Source organism: Actinomycetospora termitidis (assembly GCF_030286555.1).
Taxonomy (GTDB): Bacteria; Actinomycetota; Actinomycetes; order Mycobacteriales; family Pseudonocardiaceae; genus Actinomycetospora; species Actinomycetospora termitidis.
Genome location: NZ_JASVWF010000006.1, coordinates 127,750 through 141,474 on the forward strand (window position 1 = coordinate 127,750; position 13,725 = coordinate 141,474).

Annotated in this window: 8 protein-coding genes; 7 read left to right on the forward strand and 1 reads right to left on the reverse strand. The window is 64.5% G+C overall.

Annotated elements, in window-relative coordinates; translation table 11 throughout:
- Positions 1-31 precede the first annotated feature (31 nt).
- From QRT03_RS32220 to QRT03_RS23640, 7 genes are all read left to right on the forward strand, one after another.
- A complete protein-coding gene (locus QRT03_RS32220) occupies positions 32-1,441 on the forward strand; it encodes a tyrosine-protein kinase domain-containing protein (protein WP_425604898.1) in 1,410 nt (469 codons plus the stop codon).
- Between the two features lie 45 nt (positions 1,442-1,486).
- On the forward strand, positions 1,487-2,299 hold the full coding sequence (locus QRT03_RS23615) for a glycosyltransferase family 2 protein (RefSeq protein WP_286055540.1): 813 nt from the start codon (positions 1,487-1,489) through the stop codon (positions 2,297-2,299).
- The gene (locus QRT03_RS23620; protein ID WP_286055541.1) at positions 2,299-3,369 is read left to right on the forward strand and encodes a glycosyltransferase family 4 protein; all 1,071 of its coding nucleotides are present in this window, start codon (positions 2,299-2,301) and stop codon (positions 3,367-3,369) included. The genes QRT03_RS23615 and QRT03_RS23620 overlap by 1 nt, the downstream gene beginning before the upstream one ends.
- Positions 3,370-5,115: 1,746 nt before the next feature.
- A complete protein-coding gene (locus QRT03_RS23625; protein WP_286055542.1) occupies positions 5,116-5,775 on the forward strand; it encodes an O-antigen ligase family protein in 660 nt (219 codons plus the stop codon).
- 706 nt (positions 5,776-6,481) lie between these two features.
- Entirely contained in the window at positions 6,482-7,039 is a 558-nt protein-coding gene (locus QRT03_RS23630; protein ID WP_286055543.1) for a hypothetical protein, read from the forward strand.
- A gap of 839 nt (positions 7,040-7,878) precedes the next feature.
- Positions 7,879-11,250: an Ig-like domain-containing protein gene (locus QRT03_RS23635; RefSeq protein WP_286055544.1), complete on the forward strand. Its 3,372-nt coding sequence runs from the start codon at positions 7,879-7,881 to the stop codon at positions 11,248-11,250.
- A gap of 5 nt (positions 11,251-11,255) precedes the next feature.
- A complete protein-coding gene (locus tag QRT03_RS23640) occupies positions 11,256-12,710 on the forward strand; it encodes a sugar transferase (protein ID WP_286055545.1) in 1,455 nt (484 codons plus the stop codon).
- 157 nt (positions 12,711-12,867) lie between these two features.
- Here QRT03_RS23640 and QRT03_RS23645 read toward each other — a convergent pair whose 3' ends face one another.
- Positions 12,868-13,674, reverse strand: coding sequence for a hypothetical protein (locus QRT03_RS23645; RefSeq protein WP_286055546.1), 807 nt, complete (start codon positions 13,672-13,674; stop codon positions 12,868-12,870).
- Positions 13,675-13,725 lie beyond the last annotated feature (51 nt).

Sequence of the window (13,725 nt, forward strand, 5' to 3'; positions counted from 1 at the left end):
CAACACCATCACTCGAAAGAAGGAACCGCCCGTGGACATCGCGAGCACGTTCTCTGAACTTCGTCGCCGATGGGTCGTTATACTTATCGTAACGCTGGCAGCGACCGCAGCCGCGACGGCAGTGGCCGTTGTGCGATCGCCGCTCTACTCTGCACGCGTGACTCTCTATGTTTCTGCGTCACCGGGGAATAGTCCCACTACAGCATATCAGGGCAGCCTATTGTCCCAACAGCGAGTCACGTCCTATACCGAGCTGGTTAGTAATCCGAGGATCACGAGCGACGTGGCAGAGAAGGTTGGAGATACGAGCCCGGACGCGATTGCTCGTGCCCTCGCAGCAACGAGCGAGACAGATTCTGTCTTGATCGAACTATCCGCCACAGACCCTTCACCAGAGCGTGCTGCGCTTATAGCAAACACGGCCGCGCAGTCATTCTCGGCTCTCGTGAACGATCTTGAAAAGCCCCCAGGTCCCAATGAACCACAGGCGGTTTCACTTCGGCAAGTCGAAACTGCCCTGCCCCCGGACCAACAGTCGTCGGTTGGACGCGGGACTCAAATCTTGCTCGGAGTACTTGTCGGACTCGCGCTTGGGGTAGGAACGGCGTTAGTCCTAAGTCGTATCGATCGAAAGGTCAGGGGGCGCAGTCAACTCGAGCTCGTGACAGGTCGTCCCGTGCTCGCAGTTCTTCCTTGGAGCCCTGAGGTGGCAGATGCGAGTCCTGGATCGACTGACGTAGCAAGCCACTGGAACGAGGCAATACGTCAGTGGCGCACGAATCTCCAGTTCATGGACGTCGATGGAGGGAGACGCGTCGTCGCACTGACTAGTTCGGTGGCCGGCGAAGGTAAGACGACGTCAGCGGCGTACTTGGCTTGGTCGATGTCCTTAACAGGACAGCGCGTCCTCTTGGTTGAGGCGGACCTGCGGCGACCTAGACTCGCTCGGCTCTTCGGTCTTCACGGTGACGTGGGCCTGACTACGCTTCTTGTAGGTCGGGCATCTTTTGAGGACGTGGTGCAGCGAAGCGGTCGTCCCAACTTGGACCTTATTGCTTCAGGTCAACTGCCGCCGAATCCGAGTGAGCTCTTGGCGTCTCAGAATATGCGGGATCTGCTTAAGCATGCTGGGCAACGTTATGACGCCGTAGTTGTAGACACCGCGCCCCTGTTGGCCGTATCTGACACGGCTGCGTTAGCGCCAGCATGTGACGGAGTCGTTCTGATCTGCCGGCAAGATTCGACGACCATTGATCAAGTAGAAGAGTCACTCGATGCGCTCAGCGCGGTGTCGGTCGGCGCGATGGGCTCCACTCTCACGATGGCTGCCATGCGAGATAGGGCCGGATATTACGCAGACTACACCTCCGGCAGCCAGAGCAACGATACCGCAGAAGTCGGCCCCTTACTGTCGAAGAAGCCTACACCTCGACCAAGGTAGGAATCCCTGATGACATTAGAGCCCATCCCGGCGTGCGCAATAGTGATGACCAAGAACGAGGAACTGGTGATCGAGCGAACGGTCAGGTCGTTACGTAGATTCGCTCAGATCCTTGTCGTTGATTCTAATAGCACGGATCAAACGTCCACCTTGGCAACGAAAGCTGGGGCAGACGTAATTCAATTCGAGTGGAACGGTAGGTATCCAAAGAAGAAGCAATGGTCCATGGACCACACTTTCATCAAATTTGATTGGGTGTTCTTTGTCGACGCGGACGAGTACCCCTCTGCTGCGTTAGTTGAGGACATTGCACTCAAGTGCCGCGAGTCAACATCGGTGGCCGCCTGGGAAGCTGCACTCGAGTACTCCTTTGACGGCAAGGTTCTTCGTCATGGTCATACTGTTCGCAAGACCGTGCTCCTCGATCGGTCGCGCTGCAGATTCCCTGAAGTACACGATTTAGAGGTCGCCAATATGTGGGAAGTTGAAGGGCACTACCAGCCGAGAGTCAGTGGGCGAATCGGTGCGCTCCGTGGCTTCTTGCAACACGAGGATCGGGATCCACTATACGACTATTTTGGACGCCATAATAGATACTCGGATTGGGAAGCATATCTCAGAACGAATAGGGACATGCAGATGTCTGTCCGCGCGACACGAAGCAGGGCGGGGCGATTGTTCGACGCCGTCCCGTTCAAACCAATTTTCTTCTTTCTCTATTCTTACATACTGCGGCAGGGATTTCTCGACGGCCGTCCAGGATTCAACTATGCGGTCGCACTCAGCTTCTACTACTGGCAGATATCTCTTAAGGCTCGAGAGCTGATTCGAGTGCGCGAAGAGGGAGGCCTGCGCTAATGGCTGCTGAAGTGCTCGGCGCTATGTATCTTGCCACGATGCCCCAGTATCGGCAAGCCTGCATATCCTGTCTCGATGAACAGATGGGACCAACAGTTCGCTATTATGTAGGCGAAGCGAACATGGACCCGTCTGTTAGGACCAACATTGTTTCGAATAATGTGGTCTATGTTCGAGATTACCGACTGCTCGGCGGTCGGTTAATGGTGATGTTTGGTAAGTGGGTCGAGGCAGCAACCCTCCGAACTCTTATCCTCGATCTCAATCCTCGAAACCTCACCGTATGGATCATTCTCTTCGGTAGGATCTTGCTGCGTCGTCGGACTATCTTTTGGGGACATCTGCATCCACGGGAAGGCAGGCTAAGCAGAACAGCACGGTTGCGCCGGGCCGTCCGAAAACTTGGCGACGGGATGATATGTTACAGTTACGAACAACAGAAAGAGGCATTAGAGGAGTTGCCTCGCCAACCTGTATGGGTGGCCCCTAATGCGCTGTACTTGGAAGGCGATATCAAAGCAGGACCGGGCGTGCATCGAGATTCGATTGTCTATGTAGGTAGACTTGCGCCCGCGAAGAAGGTGGAGCTAGCGCTGCATGCCTTCTCGCAAGTTCTTGCGGCGCACCCTGGTCTTCGCTTCGTGATCGTCGGAGACGGCTCAGAGCGGTCTCGTCTCGAGGCCGCGGTTCGAAAGCTTGGGCTGTCCGGTTCGGTGGAATTTGTAGGCTGGATAGCGGACGTAGGTGAGCTGTCTGCGATCTACGATCGCGCCATCGTCTCTGTATGCCCCGGCTATGCTGGACTAAGCCTCACGCAGAGTCTAGGGTTCGGCGTTCCTCATATTGTTTCAAGAGATGAACCTCACTCACCCGAGATTGAACTCGAGAGCACAGGAGGGGTCATATATTTCGAGACCGATGACGTAGCCGCCCTGGCTCGTACTATCGAGGAAGTCGTCCTAACGCCTCCAGAACGTGAAACTCGCGAGAAGTTCAGTGCGCACGTTCGAGCTACCTACTCGGCTGAGAAGATGGCGGACGGCCTGAGGGAGGCGCTGAGTTCATTATGATAAAGAACGGTGCTTGCGCTCGTATCTATCTTTGGTGCCCAAATCATTCTGGCCACCGCCTTTCGTATGCTCGTTATATAGCTGAAGCAGCGCTGTGTAGCGGTATTGATGTCATCTTGTTAATATCGTCTTCAGCTAGGACGTCTGCGGAATTCGATGTGCATCTTCGTGCTATCGAACCGAGAATTTCGGTTAGAACTGGGCTGACGTTGAAACGAGCACTGGAAATGAAGCGCTCGGACTCCGATAGTCGGCTGATCATTCCAGACGGAGACGTCCATATGGTGGAGCTGGCATGCGGCACACGCACGCTCGCCGGAGTTTCCGTTCTCCTGATGCGGGCCAACGTAGGTGCAGGACTTAGGGCCATGGCGGTCGGATTCGTCAAGCGAATCCTTGGCCTTGTGATTGGTTTCCGTGGTGGTTCTATTCGAGTGCTCGTTTCCGCGCTCTCTTCGGGAAGCCGATGCGAGGTGCAGGACCCAGTCGCAGTGTCGAACGATTTGCAAACTGGTTTCCGGAGAAGTATCGCCAGTACTCGCGAGCCTCGGCTCTTTTGGTTCGGAATACTGGGCTCCGTAACCACTCGAAAGAACGTCGTAACTACTCTGCGTGCTGCTCGTGAGTTGGACCGTCCGGTTGGCCTTCTTGTTGCGGGCTCGATTGAGCCACAGGTCTTGCAACAACTTCAGACGGAAAACACGCAGAAAGTAGACCTTGAAATCGTAGATGAGGTGCTGAGTCACTGCGATCTCGACGGTATAATCAAGTATTCGGTCGACTGCGTCGTCTTGGCGCACTCGAACGAAGGACCTAGTGGTCTTTTTGGCAAGTGCGCCGCGCTTGGAACGCAGACTCTCGCGGCCGGTGCTATTAGCCTTCAGAAGGATGCGTCGCTATGGCCGGACGGTTCCATGTGGGTGAGCCTAACGGTCGCGGACCTTCGGGATGGAATGGAGAGGGCACTCGCCCGATCAGCACCGGAGCCCGTATCCGTGTGCGACCCAATGACCTTCGGCCGAACAATGATCGGCTGCAATGTTTGAAGGGCGTCGCGGAGCGAGCGTCGTTCTCCTTGCCATTGCTGCAAGTTGCGTAGCGGCTGTGGTCGTAGCCCAGTCGCTTGCTCTCTTTATCATTGGGCTAATTGTTCTCATCTTAACGAGCGCCATGTATCGCGTGACGGGCTCACTGTCGGGCGCCCTCCTCATGCTCGCTTTCCCGCTGTCGCGCCCGAATATCTTAGGAGAGCAATACGCACTCGTTGCAGTTGCGATTGTCCTCTTGGCCGCCAGCGCGTCGGCTGTTCGGAAGACTCCTGCTCGTTTGACGACATCCGTTATGCCTCCGTGGTGGATAGTCGCCGTATTGGGCAGCACTGGCATATATGTAGTCGGTAGGTCTGCGCTGGTAGACTCGATAGCTCAGTTCGATTTGGAAGCGCGAGGGTGGCTCTCGACGGTCGTCGTTCTGTTTGGAACTGCCGTAGTCCTAAGAAACTCGGACGATCGCGACGGGTTGGCGAAAGGGATGGTGGCTCTTATTGGAGTCCTATGTGCCTCGTATGTCATCACTCTGGCCATCTGGGTGGTAGGCGGCCTTGGGTCTGCTCGGCTCGGGACGTTTCCTGTTGGCAGAATTGGTCCTCAGCCCGTCTATTTCCCCTTCACGGTGACTGCGAGCAGGCTGAGCATTTTCGGTTTGAGCGTTCCGAGATTTACTGGTCTCGGAAGAGAGCCGGGCTGGATGGCCATGTACGCAGGTTTCTCTTACTTCATGGCGGTGCGGATCGGCTGGACATCCTTCTGGCTTCGACTAGTGTTAGTGGTCGGTCTCTTAGGCACCCTTTCCACAGGCGGGTTTGCGGTTTTCGTTGTCGTGGTGGTCGTGCAGTACGTAGTGTCTAAGCGGCATCAGAATGCCGCTACACTGTATATAGGGATTTTTTCCGGCAGTGTTGCTATTGGCTTAGCGGTCTGGGTTGCGGTCTCAGCACCGGGTCTTGGACTCGACGCCAAGCAAGATGTGAACGCGAGTTCGTTATCGGAACGTAACGACGCCACGTCTGCAGGACTGAACGCTATTGTGGAGCACCCGTTCGGTGGTGGTTCGGCGCAAAATGTAGGTGGAGTGAATCTCGTCGCTTCTGTAGCGGTTTATGGCATCCCGTTTGTCGTGCTGATTTGTTTGGCTTTTGCGTGGTCTCTGATTGTTGTCAAACGGGGATCGAGTAGCGGTGATGTAGGGGCTATTTTAGTGCTGTTCCTGACCTTAGCTACGTCACAACCACCAGCAGGTGCGACGTGGGTTTTTGTGAGCCTCATGGTTGTTGCGACTCGCCTGGACGGATGTCCGAGAGGCGCTCCTGCACGCTATCTCGCGGTTCCAGAACGAGGAGTTGCGTAGCTCAGACTGATTCTCGGTATCGTTTGTGTTCGTCCTTCTTTGAAACATTGGCGGTGATGCCGCATCTAGGCACGTCTAGCGTGGCTTCCTCGGGAAATCTAACTGTTGATATGGTGTCGGGGTTTCCTTCTTCTGATCCGCCGGGAGCGCGTCTAGCTTTCACCAGATTGACGGTTGGCCGAAAGTGCGTCCGAGCGCAGAACCTTGGAATGTTCCCGTCAGTACCCACATTCTGCGGAACCAACAGTGAGCCGTGACTTTCAAAGAGATCCTCGGGGGCGATGCGAGGGGCCGGCCGTAGTCGGAGTGACCGGAGCCCGTGGCGCTGGCTGGCTGTCCTGAGGTTGGCGAGGAGCCGGGATGTCGCGCTCTCCGTGCCATTGACCCAGAGTGCGGGAGTCAATTTGTTCCGCGGCGGGCGATGTCGACGCACGGCGCGGCGACCCACGCGAGGGCGGCGACCGCCGCGGCTCCGAGCAGTGCGGTGGTGATTCGGTGCCCTGACATGTCGTGCGCCCCCCGGGCGCGGAGTTTTCCCTGGACTCCACGCTCTGGGCCGCCGAGGTAGGCCACCGAGGGTGGGCGGGGAACGGCCGAACGGGAGAGGCCGTGCGGCCGTTCCGGCGACGCGAAGTGTGTTCGTAGTGCTCGCTGCACGGCAGGGTGGATCGCCGCGGGGTGGGAGCGAGCGGACTGGGGGGAGCCGGTGGCCGGTGTGCGCGAGTTCCGTCGTGACGACCTCGCCGTGGTCGGGGTGCTGTACGAGGAGATCATCCGCTCTGGTATGCGGACGCCCCCGCCGGAGCTCGGCGGCTACGTCGAGCGGACCCTGCTCGAGCCTACGTGGGCCACGCCCGAGGTGTCCTCGCTGGTCCACGAAGCCGACGACGGCGAGACCCTCGGCTTCACCGCGTCCTATCCGCTTCGGCTCGTGGTCGAGGGACGGCCGGCGCGAGCGCTGGTGAGCGGGAGCCTCGTCGTCAGCCCGCGGGCAGCGGGTGCCGGGGCTCTGTTGACGCGCAAGCAGCTGTGCGGAGTCCAGGAGCTCGCGCTAACCGACGGTGCCAATGACGCGACACTGGGGCTGTGGCCGGCGCTCGACGGGCAGCCGATGCTGCACCGGGCGGTCGAGGCGCACCGCACGTTGCGGCCTGGGTCGGAGGCAGGCGTGGTCCTCACGGGCCACGGACATCCCCCGTCGGTGCAGCGAATCGGGGGCGCGGAGATGGGTCCTCGACTTCACGCGACGGCGGGTCGCCCCTAATGACGTCGAGCTGGAGGCGGCCCCGGTCGGCACCCGCCCGGAGCAATCCACCCCCGAGGTTCTGCTCGAGGCGATCGGAGCCGCGCGGTTCCGGGTCTGCCGGACTACGGTCCACGCCTACCTGACGCGGCTCTTCGCCCGCCTCGAGGGGTCGCCGCCCCTGCGGGGCCCGGTGGTCCGTCAGCTCGTGCTCCGTCCCCACAACGGGCGCCCCAGTGGCTGGTTCGCGTACCACCTAACCCCGGCCGGGCGGCGGATGTCCTCGTAGCCGTCGGGCTGCCGGGGCGGGTCGGGCGCATGTTCGACCACCTGCTCGTCGACGCCTGACGACTTAGTGCGCACGGGGTGTAGGTCAGACCACGTCTTCGTTCGACGATCTGCGCCCGAGTCTCAAACACCGGCAACCCAACGGTTCTCCTCGCCGAGTTCGGCGTCGTCGCGGTGGGCGGCGACCCGGAGCGCGTGGCACGACGGCGGAACCACAGATTGCGCTATGCCCACGACGACGACCGCTCCGCCGCTTGCCTCGTCGCGTGGACCCTCGGTGCCTGAAGACCGGGGCTGCGCTCCGCAGCGATCGACTCACCCAAGGTCATCAATCCGTTCGCCGAGACCCTTTCGTCATCCGGATAGACCACTCTTCAGGGGAAACGACGTGACTGATCGTCGCGATGGGCCCTGTGGGGGACGAATTCCATCGGGGGGACGAACGCATGAAGAGGTCGGGCGGGGCGAGGAACGCCGTCAGGACGCACGAGGCCGCCAAGGCCCGCAAGGCGGCACGGAAGGCGAAGAGGGTCGCTCACGTCACCGCAACCTCGCGAACGGTGCAGGCGTCGGTGGCGGTAGCGATCGGCGCGGGAGTTCTGCTGCACGGCGGTCCGGTGTCGGGCCCGGACGCCTCGGCGCCGGTCCTCGTGCGCACCGTGGCCCTGACCTCGCAGGACGGGGCCGGCGACGAGCAGTCGGAGGCCGACACCGCGGGATCGGCGTCGGACGAGGAGGCGGCGGCCTCCTCTGGCGACTCCGAGGGGGAGGGCTCGAGCGCCGGCGGCTCGGGCGCGAGCGGCTCCATGGAGCAGGACAGCGCTCCGACGACGACCGCCGAGCAGGCCGAGACCCCGTCCGCCCCTGAGTCGGACCCGGAGCCGACGTCCTCGCCGGCTGCGCCGGCCCGGACGACTACCCCGACGATCGAGCCCACGGCAACTCCCAGCACCCCGACTCCGGCGCCCGCCGCCGCATCCGCTCCGGCGGCGGCGATCCCGCAGACCGCCGCCGAGGTCGCGCCGGTGGTGTCGCCCGCGGCCGTCGTGGCCGCGCCCGGGTCCGCATCCGCGCCGGTCACGGTGTTCCGAGGGGCTGCGGTCCCCGCCGGTCGACCCGACGGCACACCGCAGGACCTCCCGGCCGCCGTGCGTACGGCGACGTCGACGGGTCGCGTGACCCACGCCGTCGCGCAGAACCTGCTGACGAGGATCGCCCTCGGCCTGGCCGGTGTCCTGCCGACGGCTCCGGCGGGCGGTGGACCCGTCGCCCCGGCCGCTCCGACCAGCGCCCTGCTGCTGGCGCAGTGGGCGCTCTTCCGTCGTGGCGGCTCGCTGTTCAACCAGAGCCCCGTCAGCCGGCCGGCCCAGGCGCCGTCGAGCACGGGGCAGATCGTCGGGGACCTGCACGCGACCGACCCCGACGGCGACCGGCTGACCTACACCGTCGTCTCCGACGGCGCCCACGGCCACGTCGTCGTGAAGGCGAACGGGACCTTCACCTACACCCCGGACCCCGCATTCGCGAAGACCGGCGGGACCGACTCCTTCACCGTCGTCATCCGCGACAACGACGCGGCCGCCCCGGGCCCGGGCCGCTACACCGACCTGCTGCGCGGCGTGCTGTCCCGCCACCACCCGGTGCTCGCGTCCCGGCTGTTCGGTCCCCACGCGGTCACGATCACGGTGCCGGTGACCGTGACCCCGAGCGGGCCCAACACCCCGCCGGTCGTGTCGCCGACTCCTCCGGCCTCGACGGTCGACCGCGGCACGGGAGCGGTCCGCGGGAGCCTGGGCGTGCAGGACCCGGACGGCGACCGGCTCACCTACACCGTCCAGCAGCCGACGGGCATCGGCACGGTGGTGGTCGACCAGACCACCGGCACGTATACCTTCACGCCCGACGCCGCCGCCCGGCGGGCAGCAGCAGGATCGGTCGGCGGCGACTTCGTGACGTTCACGGTGTTCGTCTCGGACGGTCAGGGCGACCCGCTGCCGGTGACGGTCACCGCCGCCATCGACCCCGGCCCGGCCGAGGTCGTCGCCGGGCTCCCGGTCGGGGTGGGCACCTCGACGATGTACGCGAGCCCCGACGGGCGGCGCATCTACGCCGTCGGTCAGGCCGGGACGCCCACCGTGCTGCCCTTCGCGTCGGCGCGCGCAGCCGTCCAGCGCGCGGCCGTGGCACCGACAGGCTCAACGATCTCGATCATCGACGCCGGGAGCAACACGCTCATCAGCACGGTGACCCTGCCGGGCAACGCGGACCAGTTCGTCTTCAGCCCGGACGGTTCCCACGCCTTCGTGACGTCCTGGGAGAGCTACGTCCGCGACAGCCCCGCCACGATCACGGTCATCGACGTCGCGACCGACACCGTCGTCGCCACGATTGAGGCCGAGAACCTGCGCGGCGACCTCTACTTCAGCCCCGACGGGCGCACGGCCTACGTGACCGACCGGACGAACGGCGAGGTCGGCGTCATCACGGTGCTGGACCTGGACGACGACACCACGACGACGATCGAGGTGCCCTACCCCCAGCAGCTCTTCTTCAGCCCCGACGGCCGCCGGGCCTACAACGCGAGTGCTTCCGAACGGCGGACGTACATCATCGACACGTCCGACCATCACGTGATCGGCAGCGTGCCCGGCTACGGGCCGGTGCGGTTCGACCCGGACGGCACCCACGCCTACGTCGTCGACTACCGCTCCGAGAACAGCTCCGTCACGGTGATCGACATCGGTACGGACTCCGTTGCGGCGATCGTGCCGCTCGGCTCGTACCCCTCGGGAATCCAGTTCGGTTCCGGCGGACGGTTCGCCTACGTCAGCGACAACACCTGGGGCGGCGACGAGACGCTCACGATCATCGACACGTCGGACTTCTCCTCCCGGACGGTCGACCTGGGCGAGGACCCGAGCGAGCTGCAGCTCGCCCCCGCCGGCAACCGCGGCTACATCGTCGACCGCGACGCCGGCACCGTGACGATCATCGACACGGAGAACGGGGTCGTGCTCGACGCGGTCGACACGACCGACGAGGAGTACAGCTACATCCGCGAGTGGGCGTTCAGCCCCGACGGCTCCCGGTTCTACATCTCCGACAGCGGCCGGACGACGATCATCAACACCGTCGACGACACCGTCACCGTCGTGCCCGGGGACGGCCGACTGGGCTTCACCCCGGACGGTTCCGCGGCCTATCTGCTCGGCTACGACAACGACGGCGGGACGACGCTGCAGCTCGTCAGCACCGCCGACGACAGCGTGCGCGCCTTCAGCGTCCCCGTCTCCTACGCCAGCTCCGTGTTCTTCACCGCCGACGCCACCCGGGCGTACTTCCAGACCTACGACGGCGTGCTGACGGTGCTGGACACGACCACCGGTACGACGAGGGCGGTCCCGGTGGGCCAGCCCGTCTACCAGCCGCAGTTCAGCCCGGACGGTCTCCAGCTGTACGTGGGCGGCTACGACGCCTACGGCGGTCCGTACGGCAGCCCGTCCGGCGAGGCCAGCGTGGTCGTCCTGAGCACCGTCGACGACACGGTGTGGACCGTGCCGTTGCGCGAATATCCCTCCTACGTGACCTTCAGCCCCGACGGCACCCACGCGTACGTGACGAGCGAGCGCGGTCCCACGGGCACGAAGGTGACGGTCATCGATCGCTCCGACGGGAGCTACACGACGTTCGACACGAGCCCCTACGCCTCGGACGTCGCGTTCAGCCCGGACGGTCGCTTCGGTTACATCACCGGCAACGAGGAGGTCACCTTCATCGACCTGTCCGACGGCGCCCGCTCGGTCGTGCCCGCGTCCGTCGTCAACGGCGTCCGGTTCAGCGCCGACGGCCGGCACGCCTACATCCTCGACTCGCGCGGCGGCACCGCGGTGGTCGTCGCCCTCGACGAGCCGGCCGGCACCACCGACCCGCAGACGCAGGTGTAGCGCTCGTGGGCACCGTCGAGGTCGTCCCGGGCGCGGGTGCTGCCTCGGCGGCGCGCTGGTGGCACGCGCGCGTGCGGTGGGACGTCCGCTACCGCCGCGGCGTGATCACCTCGGACGTCGTGAGCGTGCTCGCGGTGGTGGGGGCCAGCACATGGCTGCACGTGCGGGGAGGGCCGGGCGGAGCCTGGCCGCGTGAGGTGGGCTGGGCGATGGGCCCGGCCGTCGTCGTCCTGGTCGTCGTGGCCCTCGGGCTGTGTCGGGCGTGGGACCGCAGCGTGCTCGGGTCGGGCTCCGAGGAGTTCACCCGGGTGGCGCGGGCGTACGCGTCGGGCGCGGTGGCGCTCGCGTTCGCCGGCGTCGCGCTGGGCGCCGACCCCGTCCGGCCCTGGGTGTTCGCGGTCCTCCCGGTTGCCGCCTTCGTGACGGTGCTGGGGCGCTACACCCTGCGCCGCGGACTGCACCGTCGCCGGCGACGCGGCACGTGCATGTACGACGTGCTGGCAGTGGGGTCCGTGGCGGCGGTGGAGGACCTCGTCCTGCGCACCCGTCGGGTGCCGTTCCACGGCTGGACCGTCGCCGCGGCCTGTGTCGCCGAGAACGGGGCGGGTCCCGACGTCGAGGGCGTGGCCCTGGTCGGCGGCCTCGAGGACGCGGTCGACCGGGCCCGCGCGCTCGGAGCGCGGATCGTGGCGGTCGTTCCCGCGCCGGACTGGACTCCACAGCGCCTGCGCCGGCTCGCCTGGGAGCTCGAGGAGACCGGCGCGGAACTCGTGGTCGATCCGGGCCTCATGGAGATCGGAGGGCCCAGGCTGCACGTCACGCCGGTGGACGGGCTGCCGATGCTGCGGCTCTCCGCGCCCCGGCTGTCGGGGGTCGCGCGCATGCTCAAGTACGGCACGGATCGGCTGTTCGCCGCGGTGCTGCTCCTGGTGCTGTCCCCGGTGCTCCTCGTCGTGGCCACACTGGTTGCCGCTGGGGGAGGCCCGGTGTTCTACCGGCAGACCCGAAGCGGACAGAACGGCCGCACGTTCCGGATGATCAAGTTCCGGACGATGCACGAGGGTGCGGACCAGGTGATCTTGGAGGGCAACGACGGGGCCGGGCCGCTGTTCAAGCTCCGCGACGATCCGCGCGTGACACCGGTCGGCGCCGTGTTGCGGCGCTGGTCGCTCGACGAGCTGCCGCAGCTGGTCAATATCCTCGCCGGGTCCATGTCGCTGGTCGGGCCGCGCCCGCCGTTGCCGCGTGAGGTGGAGAGCTACGGCGACGAGGCCCGGCGCCGGCTCCTGGTTCGGCCGGGGCTCACGGGCCTGTGGCAGGTCAACGGCCGCTCGGACCTCTCCTGGGACGACTCCGTGCGCCTCGATCTGCGCTACGTGGAGAACTGGTCGCCGATGCTGGACCTGGTGATCCTCTGGAAGACGGTGTGGGCCGTCCTGCGGGGGACCGGGGCGTACTGACGAGCCGCTCGAGGATTCACGTCGACCTCGTCGTCGGCGAAGGGGATCTCTCCGACGCAGTCGGGCGTCTGCCGGCCGTTGCTTGAGCGCCGTCGCGAGATCGGCGAGCGCTGTCCGTGCGAGCTCCAGCCGCGGCTGGAGCGCCTGTTGCGGCTGGTCAGCCCGTGTGCCACCCGAACGCGGTGCCGATGAAGAACCCGTCCGCGACCTCCTTGACGACCAGTGCGTTGATCTGTTGCTGCTTTCCCGACGACGAGAGCCCGGAGCTGGTGTTCGTGAAGCAGATGACCTGGCCCACCTCAGGGAGGAAGCTCGGCCCGGAAGCCTCGGCGCGGAGGCGGAGTGCTTCGTCGCAGGCCTCGGGAGTGGGTGGGTTGACCTGCGTGAACGCGACGTTGTCGTTGCCGCCGTTGACCTCTATGACGCCAGGGCGCGGGCGTGCGCAGTTCGAGAACCCGAAATCGTAGTCCGGGAGGCTCGGCCCCGTCTGGGGAATGTCCATGTCGACCGTCGAACTGCTGCTGCAATCGCCTCTGGCGACTCTCAGGTCCACCGGCTCGTAGGCGATGGAGGGTGCGGGCGCCGAAGTCGTGCCCGGGGACGTCGTCGGCGTGGGAGGGGATCCGGTCGGCGACGTACTCGGACTGGCCGTGGTGGTCGTGGGAGGTGCAGCGGTGATCTGACCGCGGCCGCCGCTCAGCAGGCCGATGAGGATCCCGATGATCAGAACCAGGACCACGACCAGGAGGAGCATGAGGACGAGATAGCGAGCGCGGACGAAGGATGTCGTCCGAGTCCTGCCGTTCGACGAGTACTCGTGCCTGATGACCATCGGCAGGTTCGCGCGCTGCGTGTCGACCTGGGTCTGCCGCAACTCGAGATCGTCGCGGCGCGAGCCACGACGTTCGCGGTCGTCATCACCGGGCTTCGACGATTCCCCGTCCCGGGAACGTCCTTCGGGCAACGGTCCTCCTTCTGAATCCTGCGATCGTCGCGTTGCTGACTGGTCGGCCGG

Coding starts and splice junctions, on each gene's coding strand:
- QRT03_RS23615 (WP_286055540.1), top strand. CDS start 1,487: ATGACCAAGAACGAGGAACTGGTGATCGAGCGAACGGTCAGGTCGTTA.
- QRT03_RS23625 (WP_286055542.1), top strand. CDS start 5,116: ATGGCCATGTACGCAGGTTTCTCTTACTTCATGGCGGTGCGGATCGGC.
- QRT03_RS23620 (WP_286055541.1), top strand. CDS start 2,299: ATGGCTGCTGAAGTGCTCGGCGCTATGTATCTTGCCACGATGCCCCAG.